Raw genomic sequence first — 17,588 nt, forward strand, 5'->3', positions numbered from 1 at the left:
CGCTAGTTCAGGTCGCCGCCGCCAACTGGCGAGCGATCTTTCGCTCTCTGAGCCGGGCGGTCAGCCAGGCGCGGACCGGGGTATCGATCCAACGGTCCGCTGCCCAGCTTGCAAGCACGATGCTTGCGAGGATCGGCAGCACGACGAGGGCCGATTCGGTCGGCTGGATGTCGGGCGTGAGGTAAAGCGTGAGCCAGGCCAGCAGGATGGGGCCGTGCATCATGTAGACGGCGTACGAAAGCACGCCCAACCTGCGCAGCGCCGCACCGGCAAGTCCGCGCGGCACGTCGCTGGCACCCAGCACCAGCATCAGCACCGGAAAGATGCCGAAGATCGCGGCCAGCTTGAGCCAGTGTTCCTCGGGTGCGCAGATGGTCGCAAGCAGCACGCCCAACGCAAGCAGGCTCCAGCCGGGATGGACCGACTTCGCTGCATTGCGATGCTTGAGCCATTCGTGGATCTGGATTCCGAGAAAGAACGAGAAGCACACGCGTGGAATCCCCGCCGCGAACGTGCTCCAGGACGAGCCGCCGAGCAGGTCCTGCTGCAACAGCTGCACCGCGAGGAGGGCGCCTGAAATCACGATCAGCGCCCAGCGCACGCGTGGGCGGCGAACCGGTCTGCAGATCAGCGCAAACAGCAGGTTCACACCCAGCTCCAGGAAGATCGACCAAGCCGCGATGTTGAAAGGGTAGAGATAGGCATGCCAGTCGAGCGTCGGAGATGGCAGCATCAGCACGGCGAACGGCATCTTCGCGGCCAGCGCGGTCGTGGACCATGGAAGCGGCAGGCCGGCGAAATGCATGCCGACGAGCAACGCCGACAGGGTCAGCAGCGACAGCAGGTAGAACGGATAGAGCCGAACCAGCCTTGCAACCATGAATTCCCTCGCGCCCATGCGTCCGTCTGCGAGCCGGTCGAGATAAGCGTGTGCGAGCACGAAGCCGCTCAGGCCGAAGAAGAAGTCGACGGCGAGATCGCCGCTGCCGAACAGCGTGCCGCGAAAGGCGGTCGGCAGGTGGTAGAGCACCACGATCAGTGCCGCAATTCCGCGCGCCGCGTCGAGTGCATGGAATGTATGTCGTCGCTCTTTCAAAGTCGTCTCGGTTTCGCGTTTCATGATGTTTGTTCTTCCTGTAGTCCTTGGACGCGCCGGCGAACCGCCGCGATGTTGTTGCGCAGTGCGTAGAGCTCGTCCGCATAGGACAGCGGCACGGCGACCTTGTTGACGACCCGGTCGAGATCGTCCAGTTCCTTCAGCAGGTCCTTGCGGTGCCCCTGGTCTTCGTTCCGATCGTTATCGAGCTTCGCTTCCACGTCGCGCAGCCGCGCGTACCAGCGGAACACGCGGGATCGCACCTTGAACTGATACAGCGGCGGGACGATGCGGCTCAGCGGAAGCATCAGCACCAGCAGGCCACCGAGCACCAGCCACATCCGCTCGACCAGATTGCTGGCCCAGAACGGCAGGTAGCGCTGCCAGAACGGTGGCGTTCCGTTGATTGCCCGATCGCCCTCGGGGCTCACCGGAAGTTCGCTGGTGCGGGTGTTCGGGAAATCTCGCGCGCGGTTGAACCAACCGGCGTCGCCGTGGATCGTTTGTGCGCTCTGTGCGAAAAGCTGGCGCAGCGCCGGATGCGTCTGCTCGCGGGCCAGCAGCGAAGTGGTCGCGGCCAGCATCGAGACGTCCTGCGCCGGCACGTCGCGCGCCAGATCGACGACGCCGCGCGGCAGCGTCACCGCAGACATGAACGAGAAGATGCGTGCATAGGCGTCGCTCTGGCCGAAATCCATCAGCTTGACGCCCGGCGCGCGCAACAGGTGCTGCACCAGCGGCGATTGCGGGGCGGAAGCCAGCACCACGACGTCGAGGAGGCCCGCCTGAAGCGCTTCGGTGGCCGGCGTCTGCTCCAGGTTGGAGAGCTGCATCGTCGCGGGGTCGAGCCGGTTGGCGCGAAGCATCCGGTCCATGATTTCGGGCACGCCGCTGCCCGAAGTTTCGACGTTGACGCGCAGGTCTTTCAGCTGGGCCAGGGACGTGAGCGTCGATGTCTTGCGGTCGACGTTGCGCGCAGCTTCGGTCCGGTAGAAGACCCAGAGCGGCTCGAAGAACAGGCTGCCGAGTGAAGTCAGTCCGGCTTCGCCATCTGCGACGACATCCGCACTTCCGCCGCGCACGAAAGCCACGTCGGCGCCGCCGTCGCGCAGCAACTGCAGATTTTCGGAAGAGCCTGCCGTCGGCTTCAGCACGACCGCGATGCCGTTAGCCGCGATCGCCTGCGCATAGCGTTTGCCGAACTCTGCGTACGCACTGCCGGCGGGACCGGTCGCCAGCGTGACGCGCCGGGGCGGCTGCGGGTCGAGCCACCAGTAGGCCGCGATCAGCAGGCCGATGACGAGGAACACCACGGGGCCGGCCGAGGCGACCAGGTCGCGAATCGACAGCAGGATGAGCTTGAGGGTCTTGGGCATCGCCATGGAAGTTCGGGGCGCCTGCTCAGGAGCGCGCCGCCAGGTCGGCTGCGCAGGGAATGTGAAGCGTGTCGGTCGTGACCGTTCGCGCCGCCCGCACGGCCCGTACGGTGGCGATGGCCACCGCTTCTGCGGCCATCGCGCTCAGCACGGTCATGCCGGGCGCGTCGCCGTCGAGCGCCACGCGGCAAGTGGCCAGCGCGAACAACGTGTCGCCATCGCTCATCGTGTGGACCGGGTTGATGCTGCGCGCCAACCCGTCGTGTGCCACCATCGCCAGGCGGTTCGCCTGGACCTTGGTCAGCACGGCGTCGGTCGCGACCACGCCGATGGTGGTGTTCGTGCCGGCCAGCAGCGGCTTCGGCGGTTCGCCGCGCATCAGGGCGCGTCGGGTGTCGCGCAGCGCGAGGCCGTCGGCGGTGCGGGCGCCAGCCACGACCCGTCCGGTTTCCGGATCGATCACGTCGCCGAGCGCATTGCAGGCAATGAGCGCGCCGACCGTGACGCCGCCTACCGTGACCGAAGCCGTCCCGATACCGCCCTTCATCGCCAGCTCGACGCCGAAGAGCTTGCCGACCAGCGCACCTGTGCCGGCGCCGACATTGCCTTCCTCGGGCGCCGCGGTAGAAGCGGCCTCGCAGGCCGCATAGCCGGCGGCGGCGTCCGGACGGATTCGCGCGTCCCCCATCGGCAGATCGAAAAGCACTGCCGCCGGCACGATCGGCAGCGTGGCGAAGCGCACATCCATGCCGACGCCGCGCTCCTCGAGCCAGCGCATCGCGCCATCCGCGGCCGCCAGTCCCCAGGCGCTGCCGCCAGCCAGCATCACGCCGTGTACCTGTTCGACGAGGTTGCCAGGGGCCAGCAGATCGGTTTCGCGCGTGCCGGGCGCCGCGCCGCGAACGTCGACGCCGCCGACCGCCCCGCCGCGCGTCAGGATCACGGTGCAGCCTGTCGGACGGCGGGCGTCGGTGAAATGGCCGACCTCGACGCCGGCGACATCGGTGATGCTGCCGTCGGCAGGCGTTGGATTGTTTGTCTGGGAGCGCATGGGCCCCGATTATCCGGGCGCACCAAAATGGAGCCGTTGATCAGCGCTTGTACGCCGTCGGCAGCGCCATGCCCTGCGCGCGCATCACGTCGCGCAGCACGTCGGGGTAATCGGTGATCAGCCCGTCGACGCCGAGGCCGATCAGCAGACTCATCTCGTTGCGCTTGTTCACGGTCCACGGAATCACCAGCAGCCCGAGCGAGCGCGCTTCCGTCACCATCGTCGACGTGGCGTCCCGGCTGCTCGGCGACCAGACGACCGGGCCGGCGCGCGTTCCCGCAGCTGCCTTGACCAGCTGCGGCGTCGATGCGTAAGCGGCTGCATCGATCTCGTCGGTCCAGCGGCGGTCGGCCAGCGTGCGCGCGGTCGTGAGATAGGCGCGCGCCATTCCGGGCGCGCGCTGGGCGACGAGCGTCAGCGTGCGCCAGTCGAAGCTCTGCACCGTCACGCGCGACGCCATGCCGGCCTTGTCGATCTCGGCAAGCAGCGCCCTGACCATCAGCTCGGGAGACGCGGTGTCGTCCGGGCGTGTCGGATCGGTCTTGGTCTCGATGTTGAAGCGCACGGTTTCGGCGCTGCGGGCCTGCACCATGGCGAACACGGCCGCCAGCGTCGGTATGCGCTCGCCGTCGCGGGGCGACTGATAGGCGAACTGCTTCGCGTAATCGGTTCCGCGCTGGATACGACCGATGTCGTAGGTCTGGAGCTGGTCGTAGGTGAGCGACCGGATCAGCGGGCCGGGTGCAGATATCCATGCGCCGGCCGCGTTGCGGGTGTGATCCGGATTCAGCGCGACGTCGTGCGAAACCACCACCACGTCGTCGGCGGTCATGGCGATGTCGAGTTCGAGCGTGGTCACGCCCAGCGTGACGGCCTTGTCGAACGCGGCCAGCGTGTTTTCCGGCCAGAGCCCACGCCCGCCCCGGTGTGCCTGCAGGTCGAACGGTTCTGCCGCCGCGGCGAACGTCATCAGCAGCATTGCGACAAACGCTGCGCACGCAGCGAAAGTCGCGGCACGGGAGCGCAGGAACCGGGTCATTTGAGTTCCACCCGGATGTCGTCGGGCTCGATCGTGATCTGGCCGATCCGGTAGGTCTTGCGGCCGACCGTGAGTTGCTCGGGCTTGAAGGCGATCAACGCGTAGTCTCGCAGCAGTTCCTGTGCGACGACCGCGCCGATCTGCTGCAGGCGCTCGGCATCGCGGCCGGTCATGCCCTGCAGTTCGAGCCGCTCCGCTTTCGGCTGGTCGAGACGGATCGCCAAAGCCGCAGGATCGTATTTGAGCGCGCTGCTGACCATGATCGCGCCTTCGACGCTCGGCGGATTCAGCAGAGGACTGCCGATGGTCAACAGAGCCGCGATCGCCGCACGGTTCGTCGCCGCGTCGAGCGTCAGCCTAGGCTCTCGCAATGCCACGGTGAAGAGTTCGGCATAGCGTTGCCGGACAGGAAATCGTTTCACGACCTGCGCCTGTAGTTCTTCGCGGCTGGCCGTGTACTCGCTGGTGAAGAAGTTGAAGCCGGCCAACGCAGCCAAGGGCGCGTGCAGCGCCGCGGTGCCGAGGGCGGCACGCAGCAGGAGGCGACGGGAGAGCGGACGGAGAGTCATAACGCCCGGAGCTTGCCACATGCGCAAGCCCCTGAGCCGCGCGGGGAACGAATGCGCGGTCGTGCGTTCAGTCGTGGAGGGACGAGAGGAACTGCTTGAGCTCCGGCGTCTGCGGGTTGCCGAACAACTCGGCCGGCGGTCCCATCTCGTGCACGCGGCCCTGGTGCATGAAGATCACGCGGTCGCCGACCTTGCGCGCGAAGCTCATCTCGTGCGTCACCATCAGCAGCGTCATGCCCTCGTCGGCGAGCGATTCGACCACGCGCAACACTTCGCCGACCAGTTCCGGATCGAGCGCAGAAGTGATCTCGTCGCACAGCAGAACGGCCGGCTCCATGGCCAGCGCGCGCGCGATGGCGACGCGCTGCTGCTGACCGCCCGAGAGCTGGTCGGGCATGGCGTCGAACTTCTCGGCCAGGCCGACGCGCGTCAGCAGCTTGCGGGCCTGGCTCGCGGCCTCGACCTTGCCGCGCTGCTTGACCAGCGTCGGCGCCAGCATCACGTTCTTGCCGACAGTGAGATGCGGGAACAGGTTGAAACTCTGGAAGATCATGCCCACGCGCTGGCGAAGTTCGCGCATCGCCATCGCGCTTTCGTGCAGCAGCGGCTTGCTGTCGACGGTGAGCGCACCTTCCTGGAATACCTCCAACCCGTTGATACAGCGCAGCAGCGTGCTCTTGCCCGAACCGCTCTTGCCGATGATGGCGATCACCTCGCCGCGCTTCACGGTCAGGTCGATGCCCTTGAGCACTTCGTTGGTGCCATACGACTTGCGCAGTGCAGTGATCTGCACGATGGGCGCGCCCGCGAGGACGTGGCCGCCGTGCGAAGCGACAGCTGCGGCAGGAGTTTCAGCGGCGGTTTGCATAGGTTTTTCTTTCCAGGTGTTTGGCGAACAGGCTGATCGGGAAGCACAGCGCGAAATACAGCAGCGCGATGCAGCTGAAGACCACGAAAGGGCGGAAGGTGGCGTTGGAAATCATGCTGCCGGCCTTGGTCAGCTCGACGAAACCGATGACCGATGCCAGCGCCGTTCCCTTGACCACCTGCACCAGGAAGCCGACGGTGGGCGCGGTCGCGATCTTCGTAGCCTGCGGAAGGATCACGTGGCGCATCTGCTCGCTGAAGCTCAGCGCCAGGCTGTTCGAGGCTTCCCACTGACCTTTCGGAATCGATGCCACGCAACCGCGCCAGATCTCGGTCAGGTAGGCGCTCGTGTAGAGCGTGAGCGCGACCGATGCGGCTGTCCAGGCCGACACGTCGATGCCGAACAGCGCGATGCCGAAGTAGCAGAGAAATAGCTGCATCAGCAGCGGCGTGCCCTGAAAAAGCTGCACGTAGAGGCTGACCGCGCGGTCCATGCCCTTGCCGCCGCGAAGCCGCAGGAACAGGAGCAGGGCGCCGACCAGGCCGCCGCCGATGAAGGCGATTAGCGACAGGGCGACCGTCCAGCGCAGTGCGAGAAGCAGGTTGCGCAGGATGTCCCAGAGAGTGAATTCGACCATGGGAGGGTTTCCTTCCTATCGACCGAAGAAATACTTTGGACCGGCCCAGTTCAGCAGTCGCCGCAGCGCCACCGACAGGGCGAGATAGATCACCGTCGCGACGATGAAGGCCTCGAAGGCGCGGAAGTTCCGGCTCTGGATCAGGTTTGCGGCGTAGCTGAGTTCCTCGGTGGAGATCTGTCCGCACACGGCCGAGCCGAGCATCACGATGATGATCTGGCTGACCATCGACGGCCACACCTTCTTCAGCGCCGGCGGCAGCACTACGCGCAGGAAAACCTGCGCCTTGCTGAGCGCCAGGCTCACCGCCGCCTCTATCTGCCCCTTGGGCGTCGCCTCGATGCCGGCGCGGATGATCTCGGTGGAATAGGCGCCGAGGTTCATCACCATCGCGATGATCGACGCCGTCTCCGCCGACAGCTTGAAGCCGGCCGCCGGCAGCCCGAAGAAGATGAAGAACAGCTGCACGATGAACGGCGTGTTGCGGATCAGTTCCACGTAGGTGCCGACGATGGTGCGCAGCCACAGCGCGCCGGACGACCGCGCCCAGGCGCAGAGCGTGCCGACGATCATGCCCAGCACCGTGGCGATGGCGGTCAGGCCGACCGTCCATGCCACGCCTTTGAGCAGCAGCGGCCACTGGCTGAGGACAGCCATGAAGTCGAAGTCGATGAGCATGATCGTGAGGGATCAGTGATCGATGGATCGGGCGGATCAGAGCGGCAGGTCGCCGGCCGGACGGCCGAGCCACTGGGTCGACATCTTGTCGATCGTGCCGTCCTTGCGGGCGGCGGCGATGATCTCGTTGACCCTGGCCTTGAGCGCGTCCTCACCCTTCGCGACGCCGACGAAGCACGGGCTGTCCTTGAGCAGCAGCTTGTATTCGACGCCGAGCTGCGGGTTGCGCTTCATCATGTCGCCGGCGACGGCCGCGCTGGTCGCGATGGTCTGCGTCTGGCCGGCCACGAAGGCGGCGATGGTCGCGTTGTTGTCCTCGAAGCGCTTGTAGTCCAGCGTGGCCGGGGCGACCTTGGCCAGTTCCTGGTCTTCCATCGCGCCGCGCGTCACGGCAACGCTCTTGCCGCCCATGTCCGCGAAGGTCTTGATGCTCATGTTCTTCGCGGCATACACGGCCTGGAAGAACGGCGCGTAGGCGCTGCTGAAGTCGATGACCTTCTCGCGTTCGGCGTTCTTGCCAAGCGTGGAGATGACCAGGTCGGCCTTGCGCGTCTGAAGATACGGAATGCGGTTGGCACTGGTCACGGGAACCAGTTCGACCTTGACGCCGAGCTTGGACGCGATCAGCTTCGCCGTTTCGACGTCGAGGCCCTGCGGTGCCATGTCGGGGCCGACGAAGCCGTACGGCGGGTAGTCGGTCGGCACGGCGATCTTGATCGTCTTCGACTTCATGATGTTGTCGAGCGCCGCCTGCGCTTGCGCGCCGGTTGCGGAAAGGATGGCGGCTGCCGTGAGGCCGAGCGCGAACAGGCGTTTAGAGATTTTCACAAGAGAGCTCCTAGGTAAGTGGATGAATCGATGGAGGTGTCGTCGGCCGGGGCGGCAGGCGTCGCCCGACGACGGGGGCGGGTGCCCGGCATCGGTGCGAGCGCATCGCGCAACTGCGCCAGCGGATCGGGGCTGGCCTGGGCCCGCAGCGCGGAATGCACGGTGCCGATGTGTTCGGCCATCAGCGCTTCGGCTTCTGCCGCATCGCCGCGTGCCAGCGCATCGACGATGCGCACGTGGTCTTCGCACGATTGCGCGGCGTCGTGCGTGGATTGGTAAAGCATGGCGATCAGCGTGGTTCGCGCGGTGAAGTCGCGCAACGTGTCGGCCAGCAGCGTGTTACCCAGGCATTCGGCCAGGCAGACGTGGAAATCGCCGAGCAGGAAGCTGCGCGCACCGACGTCGGTGCCCTTGACTGCGGCTTTCTCTCGCTGGAGGTGCGCCTTCAGACGGCGCAGCGCGGTCTTGTCGATGCTGCCGGCGGTGCCCGCGCTGCGGATCAGCCCGACCTCGATCACCCGGCGGGCTTCGAAGGCTTCACGCGCCTCTTCCTGCGAAGGCTCGATCACGAACCAGCCCCGGCGCGCCTCGACGGTGACGATGCCGCGCGCCGCCAGTCGGGTCAGTGCTTCCCGGACGATGGTGCGACTGCAGCCGAACAGCATCGCCAGCTGCTGCTCGCCCAGCCGGGAGCCGGGCGCGAGCTTGCGCGCCATCACGGCCTCGACGATGCGTGCACTGATTTCGGATGCGGAGATCGACATGCCTGCAGTTCAGCAGCTTCCGTGCCAGCTTGTATGCAAGCAATGCGCACCAGCGAAGTGCGAAACGCCGGGCCTGTGCGTTTTCCGAGGCAGAATTCGCCCCAATCCGCGAAAGAGCCGTCAAGTGAAGCCAGCCGATGCACCGTTGCAGTCTGTGGGTGTGCTTTTGCAACCCGTCGTCGAAGCCCTCGACAGCCTCGGCATTGCGATCTGTCTTTTCGACGACGACGACCGGCTGATGATGTGGAACCGGAGCTTCGTCTCCTTCTTCCCGGAGCATGCGGAAGCGATCGCCGTCGGCGAGCCTTACGTCGCCAATCTCCGCCGTTTCTACAACGGTCGGCTCAGCGCCGAGGAGATGCCGCAGATCGATCGCTACATCGAGGAAGGCGTGGCCCGTCATCGGGCGCAGCAGCGGCCTTTTGCGTTCGAGCATCGCGGAAAGCGTCTGCTGGTTGCGTCGCTGCCGGTGCCGGGTGTCGGCCGCATCCGCATCTGGCGTCTGGACCACGACCAGGCCCAGGACCAATCGCCGAGGAACGAGGCCGCATCGCTTGCCATGGAGCGCCTGGACCTGCACGGCATCGAAGGAACTTCGCTCTTCGATCACGTGGCGGACGGTGTGATGGTCAGCGGCGCGGACGACCGAATCCTGTGGGTCAACCAGCCCTTCGTGACCATGTACGGGTTCGGTCAGCGGGACACCGCCGTCGGCCTGACCTTCGAGGAGGCTTATCGCTGTGCATGGCGGGATCTGGAGAACAGCGCGTCGGCGCTGTTCGAAAGCGGTCTCGCGGTGTTGGAGGAGAACATGCGCTTCGCCGGCGCACCTTTCGAGGTGCCGCTGCCTTTCGAGCGGTGGAGCCGTGTGATCGAGCAGCGGGCGCCCGACGGCAAGCGCTTTTTCGCTCACGTCGACATCACCGTCCTCAAACGCCAGCAGAACCGGCTGCAGATCGCCGAGCGTCGTGCGCGCGAAAGCGAAGCGTTGTTGCGCCAGAAATCGGCGTTGCTCGAAACCACGCTCGAATGCATGCAGCAGGGAATCATGATGGTGAGCGCGCAGGGGATCGTCGAGGTCTGCAACGATCGTGTGCTGCAGCTGCTCGATCTCCCGCGCGAGCTTCTGGCATCGCGTCCGGCGTTTTCCGAGGTCGTGGCCTACCAGTGGGCGCAGGACGAGTTTTCGCGTACCGCCGACGAGCTGCTTCCCCTGATGCGTCCGAATTCCGGGATCGAAGGCATCCAGCGCTACGACCGCGAACGGCCCGACGGGCGCGTCATCGAAGTGTCGATGGTGCCAATCGAGGGCGGCGGCGTGGTGCGCACCTACACCGACATCACCGAGCGCAAGCGCAGCGAGGAACGCATCCGGCATCTGGCGCGCCACGACGGATTGACTTCGCTCGTCAACCGGGAAGTCTTCCTCGAATATCTGGCCGGTGCGACCGAATCGGCCACGAGCACCGGCGAAGGTTTCGCCGTGCACTACATCGACATCGACGAATTCAAGCCTGTGAACGACCGTTTCGGCCATGCCATCGGCGACAAGGTGCTGGCGCTGGCAGCCGGCAAGATGAGCCTGGCCGTCGGCGGCGCCGGTATCGTCGGGCGCATGGGTGGCGACGAGTTCGCGATCCTGCAGTACCGGGTGCGCAGCCGCAGCCTCGCGCTTGAACTCGGCCGCCGTGTGCTCGTGGCTTTGCGGGAACCGCTGGAGGTGGAAGCGCATCTGCTGAAGCTCGATGCGTCGCTGGGCATCGCGATCTACCCGGACGCCGGCATCGATGCCGACGTACTGATCCGCCATGCCGATGCCGCCATGTATGCGGCCAAGCACGACCGACGCGCCGGCGCTTCGGGCATCCAGGTATTCGGAAGTCCGGACTGAAGAAGCGGGGCGCCCGGAAGCGTCGCCTGCGCGACCTCTTCCGGGGGCTTCCCCTCTGTCGGGCAGCGGTCCGGGCGTCGTAGTCTCGACGATTCAGTTGGAGACTTCATGGACCGTCCGCACCACAAGTTCTGGCCCTCGAGGCTGCCTCATTCCATCACCGTGCCTGCCACGTCGCTCTGGCACAACCTCGCCACTTCCGCCGATCGCTACCCCGACAAGGACGCGCTGATCTTCTTCGGCAGCGTCGTCAGCTACCGCGAACTGGTCGACCGGGCCGAGCGGCTGGCCGGCACGCTGCACGCGCTGGGCGTGCGGCGCGGCGATCGCGTGCTGCTCGACATGCAGAACTGCCCGCAACTGGTGATCGCGCATTTCGCGATCCTGCGCGCCAATGCGGTGGTGGTGCCGGTCAACCCTATGAACCGGGCCGAAGAACTCAAGCACTACATCGTCGACCCCGATGCGAAGGTCGCGATCATCACCGGCGATCTGGCGCCCGAACTGGCCAAGGCGAACAATGCGCTGGAGCCCGGCCAGCGCCTCGCACACATGATCGTGACGCAGTTCACCGACGCCTTCGATCCCGAAGTCACCGGTGAAGAAGCACTGGCTCCGGCATGGCGCGACTGGCTGCTCGCACGCCATCCGCTGCCGGTGCTGGAGGGTGCGGCCGAAGGCGCCGTCATGCACTGGCAAGATGCACTCGACGCGGGTCGCCGGCCGCCCGAGCTCGCAGTCGGCGCCAACGACATGGCGCTGCTGCCCTACACCAGCGGCACGACGGGCTTGCCGAAGGGCTGCATCCATCACCATTCGAGCCTGATGCACAACGCCGTCTCCGGCCAGCTGTGGGGTGCGGTTTCGGCCGATTCGGTGGTGCTGGCCGTCATACCGATGTTCCACATCACCGGTACCGTCAGCATGCTGCATACCTCGATCTTCTCGGGCGCATCGCTGGTCATCATGCCGCGCTGGGACCGCGAGGTCGCGGGCCGGCTGATCTCCCTGCGCAGGATCACCAGCTGGACCAACATCCCGACCATGGTCATCGACCTGCTGGCCAGCCCGAACTTCGCGAGCTTCGATCTCAGCAGCCTCAGCTACATCGGCGGCGGCGGCGCCGCCATGCCGCAGGCCGTGGCCCAGCGGCTGCTCGAGCTGTATGGTTTGCGCTACATGGAAGGCTACGGCCTGACCGAAACCGCTGCGCCCTCGCATGCGCAACCTTTCGACCATCCGAAACAGCAGTGCCTCGGCATTCCCTACATGAGTTCCGATTCGCGCGTGGTCGATCCGGACACGCTGCAGGAGATGCCGACCGGCGAGGCCGGCGAGATCATCACCAGCGGGCCGGAAGTCTTCCAGGGCTACTGGAAACGTCCCGACGCCACCGCATCGGCCTTCATCGAATTCGAGGGCAGGCGCTTCTTCCGCACCGGCGACATGGGCCGCGTCGACGAAGACGGCTACTTCTTCATGACCGACCGGCTGAAGCGGATGATCAACGCCAGCGGCTTCAAGGTCTGGCCGGCGGAGGTCGAGTTGCTGATGTTCCGCAATCCGGCGATCCAGGAGGCCTGCATCATCGGCACGAAGGATGCCTACCGCGGCGAGTCGGTGAAAGCCGTCGTGGTGCTGCGCGCGTCGCACAAGGACACCACAGAGCAGCAGATCATCGACTGGTGTCGCGACAACATGGCGGTCTACAAGATCCCGCGCACGGTGCGTTTCGTCGATGCGTTGCCGAAGAGCGGCAGCGGCAAGGTGATGTGGCGGCTGCTGCAGGAGGACGAGGCGGCCGATGCCGCGGCGGCTTCGAAAGTCGCGACCGCCTGATCGAGCCTGAGCCGGGCCAGACCGTGCCAGGCCGGGCCGGGCCGGGCGGCTCAGGACTCGCTCTTGCCGCTCGCGCCGACGTCCGCAACCACCCGCGCGTGCCGCTGGAAGCTCCAGTAGGCGCTCGCCCAGTCCATCAGCACGACGAAGCGGTTGCGGAAGCCGATCAGGAAGTAGACGTGTGCGAAGAGCCAGAACAGCCAGGCCGACTTGCCGCTGAATCGCAAGGCGCCGAACGGCGTTTCCAGGTCGACCACCGCCGAATTGCGGCCGATGGTCGCCAGATTGCCGTAGTCGGCATAGCGGAACGGCTTCGTCGGCCGGCCGGCGATGCGAAGCAGGATGTTGGCTGCCGCAGCGCGTCCCATCTGCTTGGCACCGGGCGAAACGCCCGGAACCGGCTTCGGTTGCTTGCCCGGCGCGTAGCTCATCGCCGCAGCCAGGTCGCCGACCACGCTGATTTCGGGATGTGCCGGCAGGCTCAGGTCCGGCTCGACCTTGACGCGGCCCGCCCGGTCGCTTTCGGCGCCGGTTGCGGTCGCCAGCAGCTTGCCGAGCGGAGAAGCCGCGACGCCGGCGGCCCAGATCACGCAATGGCTGGGGATGCGCTCGTCCTGCCCGTCGACGGTGACCTGGAGGCCTGTGGCATCGATCGACGTGACGCGGGCGCCGAGCCGGACGTTCACGCCCAGGCGCTCCAATTGCTCGCGTGCCTTCTGGCTCAACCCTTCCGGCATCGCCTGCAGGATGCGCGAGCCGCCTTCGACCAGCAGGATTTCCGCACTGGCCGGATCGATCCGGCGGAATTCGCCCTCCAGCGTGTGATGCGCGATTTCGGCCAGCGTGCCGGCCATTTCCACGCCGGTCGGACCGCCGCCGATGACGACGAAGGTCAGAAGCGCGCGCTGCCTGACCGGATCGGACTCCTTCTCCGCCTGTTCGAAAGACATCAGTACATGGCGGCGGATCTGGAACGCATCGGCCAGCGTCTTCAGACCCGGTGCGAACTCGGCCCACTGGTCGTTGCCGAAGTAGCTGTGCGTCGAGCCGGCCGCCACGATCAGGTGGTCGTAGCCGAGGCGAAGACCGTCCGCCAGCACGGCTTCTTGGGTTGCGGGAAGAATCTCGACCACTTCGCCGAGAAGCGTCGTGACATTGCGCTGTTCGCGGAACAAGAGCCGGGTCGGCGCCGCGATGGACGGTGCGGCCAGACCGGCGGTCGCCACCTGATAAAGCAGGGGCTGGAACAGATGATGGTTGGTTTTTTCGACGATGGTGATGTCGACTTCGGCATTTCGCAGATGACGGGCAGCTTCGAGCCCGCCGAAGCCGCAACCGATGATCAGTACCCGCGGACGGGCTACCGATGGTGAAGGAGACGTTTTCATCGCGACATTATCGACAGCCGTCGAGGGCGAGTTTGTCCTACGAAAGCACTAACTGCTCCCAGCTAAAACTGAAGTGAAAACCTTGGAGATTGCATGACGTTATCCCGGCCGGACGCGCCGACCGCCAGTTCGCTGCGCGAAAACTGTAAGAACTCTTTTGCGGAAGTGCGTGCGGCGAGTGTTGCACTCGCGGCACCGTTGTCCGTGGAAGACCAGTGCATCCAGTCGATGCCGGATGCCAGCCCGACGAAATGGCACCTTGCGCACAGCACCTGGTTTTTCGAAACGGTGCTGTTGCAACCGCACGCAGCGGGCTATGTCGCCTTCGATCCGCGCTTTCAGTATCTTTTCAATTCTTACTACGAAGCGCTCGGGCCGCGTGCACCTCGACCGCAGCGCGGGCTGGTCACCCGACCATCGAACGACGAAGTGATGGCCTATCGGGCGCACGTGGATGCCGCCGTCGTGGCTTTTCTCGCCGGCGCCGATGACGCGACCTGGGAAACGATAGCGCCCATCGTCGCGCTCGGGCTCCAGCATGAGCAGCAGCATCAGGAATTGCTCGTCACCGACATCCTCCATGCGTTCTCATGCAATCCGCTGCTGCCTGCCTACCGTACCGCGACGGGCCCGTCGTTGCGGCTCGCGGCACCCCTGCCGCCGGTCCGCTGGCTTGCGCAGCCGGGCGGCACGGTGCAGATCGGCCATACCGGCCATTCCGCCGATGCACGCGACGCAGTCGGAAACTTCGCTTTCGACAACGAAACCCCGCGCCACGACGCGCTGCTTCGCCCCTATGCGATCGCGGACAGGCTGGTGCTCTGCGGCGATTACCTGCGCTTCATCGACGACGGCGGCTACCGTCGTCCCGAGTTCTGGCTGTCCGACGGCTGGGCGCAGGTGCAGGCGAACGGCTGGCAGTGCCCGGCCTACTGGCTAGCATCGGACGATCCGCGGCTCGCATTCCAGCTTTCCGCCACCGGCGCACACAGTACAGCCGCGGGATGGCACGTGTTCGGATTGAACGGCGTGCGGCCGATGGACCCGGAAGCGCCCGTCGCGCAACTCAGTTTCTACGAAGCCGCAGCCTATGCGGAATGGGCCGGTGCGCGCTTGCCCACGGAGTTCGAGTGGGAAGCTGCTTCGTCCGATCCGGAACTGCAGCAGATCACGGGGCATGTCTGGCAATGGACCCGTTCGTCCTACGACCCGTACCCGGGATTCAGGCCGATGCCGGGAATCGCCGCCGAATACAACGGAAAGTTCATGGTCGGGCAGGTCGTGCTGCGCGGCGGCAGCGTCGCGACGCCGGCCGGACACACGCGCCCGACTTACCGCAACTTTTTCCCGCCGGCCGCGCGCTGGCAGTTCACGGGGCTGCGGCTCGCCAAGGATCTTTGATGTCGCAACAGTCCGCCCAGCTCGAGAACAGTCGACAGCTTCCTCTTCACTTACCCGAGCGTACGCTGGACGCCAGCGACAACCTCTCCGAATTCGGGCGCGAGATGCGTGCGGGACTGTCGCGTACCGTTCGCAGCGTTTCGCCGAAATTCTTCTATGACGTGGAGGGTTCGGCGCTCTTCGACCGCATCTGCGATCTGCCGGAGTACTACCCGACACGGACCGAGTTGCAGATACTCACCGACCACGCATCTGACATGGCGGCCGAGATCGGGCCGAACGCGGAAATCATCGAATTCGGCGCCGGTTCGCTGACGAAAGTGCGGTTGCTGCTGGATGCGCTCGAAGCACCGCGCCGGTATGTGCCGATCGACATCTCTGGCGAACATCTCGAGGCGGCGGCCGAGCGCCTGCGTGCCGACTATCCCGCGCTCACGGTCCAACCGGTCGTTGCCGACTACACGATGCCGCTGGTGCTGCCCGCGCCGGGCGAGGGCGCAGGACGGCGCGTCGGATTTTTCCCGGGTTCCACGCTGGGCAATTTCACGCCCGAGGAGGCGTTGTCGTTCCTGCAGCTTTCGGCGCGCCTGCTGCGCGGCGGTGGCCTGCTGCTGGGTGTCGACCTCGTGAAGGATGCGGCGCTGCTTCATGCGGCTTACAACGACGCGCAGGGCGTCACGGCGGCGTTCAACCTGAATCTCCTGCGCCGCGCGAATACCGAACTCGGCGCGGACTTCGATCTCGACGGCTTTGCCCATGCGGCGTTCTACAACGCGCCCTTGCGTCGCATCGAGATGCACCTGATCAGCCGGCGCGCCCAGCGTGTTTCGCTCGGCGAGGTCGTTTTCGACTTCGCCGAGGGTGAAACCATCCACACGGAAAACTCGCATAAATTCACGATCGACGGCCTTCGCGCTCTGGCAGAGAAGGCCGGATTCGTTCCCAAGGTGGTCTGGACCGATCCGGAGCGACTTTTCAGCGTGCACTGGCTGCAGGCGCCAGCGGCACAATAGCGAGCTAGCCCGCACCGTGCGGGCCACGGAGAACTCCAACATGAAAGCAACCTGGAACGGCGTCACCATCGCGCAAAGCGACGACACCGTCATCGTCGAAGGCAATCACTACTTTCCGCTCGATTCGCTCGACCGTTCGTACGTGACCTTCAGCAACCACAAGACGACCTGCCCGTGGAAAGGCTCGGCGAGCTACTTTTCCCTGCTGGTCAACGGCGAGCTCAATACCGACGCAGCGTGGTATTACCCGGAACCGAAGCCGGAGGCGGAGTCGATCAAGGATCGCGTCGCATTCTGGAAGGGTGTGAAGGTCGGGGCGTGAAGGCGGTCGCGTGACCACCACCGCCTTCGAACCCGCAGCCATACCTCCCGCCGATCTCGCTTCGGCCCTTCGCACCGACGGTTATGCCGTGCTCGACCCGGAAGGCGTCGCCAGTTGGCTGGCAATGCCCGATCTCTCGGCGCTGGATGCGCTGAAAGGCGACTGGGACAAGCTGCCGCCCGACGAGTATTTGAAGGACGGCGGCAAATACCGACAGCGACGCCATGCCTGCTTCGAGATCGATGCGGACGCCGACGGAGAAACCGTCGTTCAGGTGCCGCATCGTGCGCACTGGCAGCCTGTCGAATACAACGCGCTCCATGGCGGCATGCAGCGCTGGTTCGCGCCGATGGAGTCGCGAACACTCGCGGCGCCGGCCTGGCAGCATCTGCTCGGTCGCCTGGCCGCGGTGGCCGGCGAGCTGCGTGGGCCGCGCCGCTGGTTCGTCGAGGCGCACCAGTTCCGTATCGACACCGCCGCAGGCATCGGGCGTCCGACGCCCGAAGGCGCGCATCGCGACGGCGTCGATCTCGTGGCTGTCATGCTGGTCGGCCGGCACGGCATCAAGGGCGGCGAAACGCGGGTTTTCGAATCCGAAGGCCGCCGTGGCGAACGTTTCACCATGACCGAGCCCTGGACGCTGATGCTGCTCGACGACGCACGGGTGATCCACGAATCGACGCCGATCCAGCCGCTTGGCGCCGATTCGAAAGGGTATCGCGACACGCTGGTCGTGACCTGTCGCGGTCAGGCGTTCCAGGGTGACGATGCTGTAAATTGAGGTTTTGCGGCTTTACGCAACTTTCCGCGACTTTTCTGGGGCTCTTC

Annotated in this window: 17 protein-coding genes; 6 read left to right on the top strand and 11 right to left on the bottom strand. The window is 65.7% G+C overall.

Annotation, left to right across the window (positions count from 1 at the left end; translation table 11 throughout):
• Nucleotides 1-7: 7 nt before the first annotated feature.
• From ACSFA3_RS14110 to ACSFA3_RS14155, 10 genes are all read right to left on the bottom strand, one after another.
• Entirely contained in the window at nt 8-1,120 is a 1,113-nt protein-coding gene (locus ACSFA3_RS14110; protein ID WP_435506068.1) for an acyltransferase family protein, read from the bottom strand.
• The gene (locus ACSFA3_RS14115) at nt 1,117-2,478 is read right to left on the bottom strand and encodes a TAXI family TRAP transporter solute-binding subunit (protein ID WP_435506069.1); all 1,362 of its coding nucleotides are present in this window, start codon (nt 2,476-2,478) and stop codon (nt 1,117-1,119) included. Before ACSFA3_RS14115 ends, ACSFA3_RS14110 begins: the two co-directional genes overlap by 4 nt.
• A gap of 19 nt (nt 2,479-2,497) precedes the next feature.
• Nucleotides 2,498-3,523 (bottom strand): P1 family peptidase, encoded by a 1,026-nt coding sequence (locus ACSFA3_RS14120; protein ID WP_435506070.1) that lies wholly within the window; start codon nt 3,521-3,523, stop codon nt 2,498-2,500.
• 40 nt (nt 3,524-3,563) lie between these two features.
• Nucleotides 3,564-4,562 (bottom strand): glycerophosphodiester phosphodiesterase, encoded by a 999-nt coding sequence (locus ACSFA3_RS14125; RefSeq protein WP_435506071.1) that lies wholly within the window; start codon nt 4,560-4,562, stop codon nt 3,564-3,566.
• Entirely contained in the window at nt 4,559-5,131 is a 573-nt protein-coding gene (locus ACSFA3_RS14130) for a DUF1439 domain-containing protein (protein WP_435506072.1), read from the bottom strand. Before ACSFA3_RS14130 ends, ACSFA3_RS14125 begins: the two co-directional genes overlap by 4 nt.
• A gap of 67 nt (nt 5,132-5,198) precedes the next feature.
• Entirely contained in the window at nt 5,199-5,999 is an 801-nt protein-coding gene (locus tag ACSFA3_RS14135; RefSeq protein ID WP_435506073.1) for an amino acid ABC transporter ATP-binding protein, read from the bottom strand.
• A complete protein-coding gene (locus ACSFA3_RS14140) occupies nt 5,983-6,636 on the bottom strand; it encodes an amino acid ABC transporter permease (RefSeq protein ID WP_435506074.1) in 654 nt (217 codons plus the stop codon). Before ACSFA3_RS14140 ends, ACSFA3_RS14135 begins: the two co-directional genes overlap by 17 nt.
• 15 nt (nt 6,637-6,651) lie before the next feature.
• Entirely contained in the window at nt 6,652-7,314 is a 663-nt protein-coding gene (locus tag ACSFA3_RS14145) for an amino acid ABC transporter permease (protein ID WP_435506075.1), read from the bottom strand.
• A 36-nt stretch (nt 7,315-7,350) separates the two neighbouring features.
• Nucleotides 7,351-8,142 carry a transporter substrate-binding domain-containing protein gene (locus ACSFA3_RS14150; RefSeq protein ID WP_435506076.1) on the bottom strand — a complete coding sequence of 264 codons (792 nt, stop codon included), beginning with the start codon at nt 8,140-8,142 and terminating at the stop codon, nt 7,351-7,353.
• On the bottom strand, nt 8,139-8,906 hold the full coding sequence (locus ACSFA3_RS14155; protein ID WP_435506077.1) for a GntR family transcriptional regulator: 768 nt from the start codon (nt 8,904-8,906) through the stop codon (nt 8,139-8,141). The genes ACSFA3_RS14150 and ACSFA3_RS14155 overlap by 4 nt, the downstream gene beginning before the upstream one ends.
• Nucleotides 8,907-9,030: 124 nt before the next feature.
• Between ACSFA3_RS14155 and ACSFA3_RS14160 the strand changes: the two genes are divergently transcribed.
• On the top strand, nt 9,031-10,797 hold the full coding sequence (locus tag ACSFA3_RS14160) for a PAS-domain containing protein (RefSeq protein WP_435506078.1): 1,767 nt from the start codon (nt 9,031-9,033) through the stop codon (nt 10,795-10,797).
• Between the two features lie 108 nt (nt 10,798-10,905).
• Complete coding sequence (locus ACSFA3_RS14165) at nt 10,906-12,636, top strand: long-chain fatty acid--CoA ligase (RefSeq protein WP_435506079.1); 1,731 nt, start codon at nt 10,906-10,908, stop codon at nt 12,634-12,636.
• A gap of 50 nt (nt 12,637-12,686) precedes the next feature.
• On the opposite strand, the gene ACSFA3_RS14170 is transcribed toward ACSFA3_RS14165, so the two are convergent.
• Nucleotides 12,687-14,024 (bottom strand): NAD(P)/FAD-dependent oxidoreductase, encoded by a 1,338-nt coding sequence (locus ACSFA3_RS14170; RefSeq protein WP_435506080.1) that lies wholly within the window; start codon nt 14,022-14,024, stop codon nt 12,687-12,689.
• A gap of 93 nt (nt 14,025-14,117) precedes the next feature.
• Here ACSFA3_RS14170 and egtB point away from each other — a divergent pair, with 93 nt between their 5' ends.
• The 4 genes from egtB (at nt 14,118) to ACSFA3_RS14190 (ending at nt 17,541) form a co-directional block, all read left to right on the top strand.
• A complete protein-coding gene (egtB, locus tag ACSFA3_RS14175) occupies nt 14,118-15,425 on the top strand; it encodes an ergothioneine biosynthesis protein EgtB (RefSeq protein WP_435506081.1) in 1,308 nt (435 codons plus the stop codon).
• 104 nt (nt 15,426-15,529) lie between these two features.
• Nucleotides 15,530-16,438: an L-histidine N(alpha)-methyltransferase gene (gene egtD, locus ACSFA3_RS14180; protein WP_435506230.1), complete on the top strand. Its 909-nt coding sequence runs from the start codon at nt 15,530-15,532 to the stop codon at nt 16,436-16,438.
• A 40-nt stretch (nt 16,439-16,478) separates the two neighbouring features.
• Nucleotides 16,479-16,760 carry a DUF427 domain-containing protein gene (locus tag ACSFA3_RS14185; RefSeq protein WP_435506082.1) on the top strand — a complete coding sequence of 94 codons (282 nt, stop codon included), beginning with the start codon at nt 16,479-16,481 and terminating at the stop codon, nt 16,758-16,760.
• A 10-nt stretch (nt 16,761-16,770) separates the two neighbouring features.
• The gene (locus tag ACSFA3_RS14190; protein ID WP_435506083.1) at nt 16,771-17,541 is read left to right on the top strand and encodes a 2OG-Fe dioxygenase family protein; all 771 of its coding nucleotides are present in this window, start codon (nt 16,771-16,773) and stop codon (nt 17,539-17,541) included.
• Nucleotides 17,542-17,588 lie beyond the last annotated feature (47 nt).

It is taken from the genome of Variovorax glucosi (genome assembly GCF_051216695.1).
In the GTDB taxonomy this organism is placed as follows: domain Bacteria; phylum Pseudomonadota; class Gammaproteobacteria; order Burkholderiales; family Burkholderiaceae_C; genus Variovorax.

Coding starts and splice junctions, on each gene's coding strand:
- ACSFA3_RS14110 (WP_435506068.1), bottom strand. CDS start 1,120: ATGAAACGCGAAACCGAGACGACTTTGAAAGAGCGACGACATACATTC.
- ACSFA3_RS14115 (WP_435506069.1), bottom strand. CDS start 2,478: ATGGCGATGCCCAAGACCCTCAAGCTCATCCTGCTGTCGATTCGCGAC.
- ACSFA3_RS14120 (WP_435506070.1), bottom strand. CDS start 3,523: ATGCGCTCCCAGACAAACAATCCAACGCCTGCCGACGGCAGCATCACC.
- ACSFA3_RS14125 (WP_435506071.1), bottom strand. CDS start 4,562: ATGACCCGGTTCCTGCGCTCCCGTGCCGCGACTTTCGCTGCGTGCGCA.
- ACSFA3_RS14130 (WP_435506072.1), bottom strand. CDS start 5,131: ATGACTCTCCGTCCGCTCTCCCGTCGCCTCCTGCTGCGTGCCGCCCTC.
- ACSFA3_RS14135 (WP_435506073.1), bottom strand. CDS start 5,999: ATGCAAACCGCCGCTGAAACTCCTGCCGCAGCTGTCGCTTCGCACGGC.
- ACSFA3_RS14140 (WP_435506074.1), bottom strand. CDS start 6,636: ATGGTCGAATTCACTCTCTGGGACATCCTGCGCAACCTGCTTCTCGCA.
- ACSFA3_RS14145 (WP_435506075.1), bottom strand. CDS start 7,314: ATGCTCATCGACTTCGACTTCATGGCTGTCCTCAGCCAGTGGCCGCTG.
- ACSFA3_RS14155 (WP_435506077.1), bottom strand. CDS start 8,906: ATGTCGATCTCCGCATCCGAAATCAGTGCACGCATCGTCGAGGCCGTG.
- ACSFA3_RS14165 (WP_435506079.1), top strand. CDS start 10,906: ATGGACCGTCCGCACCACAAGTTCTGGCCCTCGAGGCTGCCTCATTCC.
- ACSFA3_RS14170 (WP_435506080.1), bottom strand. CDS start 14,024: ATGAAAACGTCTCCTTCACCATCGGTAGCCCGTCCGCGGGTACTGATC.
- egtB (WP_435506081.1), top strand. CDS start 14,118: ATGACGTTATCCCGGCCGGACGCGCCGACCGCCAGTTCGCTGCGCGAA.
- egtD (WP_435506230.1), top strand. CDS start 15,530: ATGCGTGCGGGACTGTCGCGTACCGTTCGCAGCGTTTCGCCGAAATTC.
- ACSFA3_RS14185 (WP_435506082.1), top strand. CDS start 16,479: ATGAAAGCAACCTGGAACGGCGTCACCATCGCGCAAAGCGACGACACC.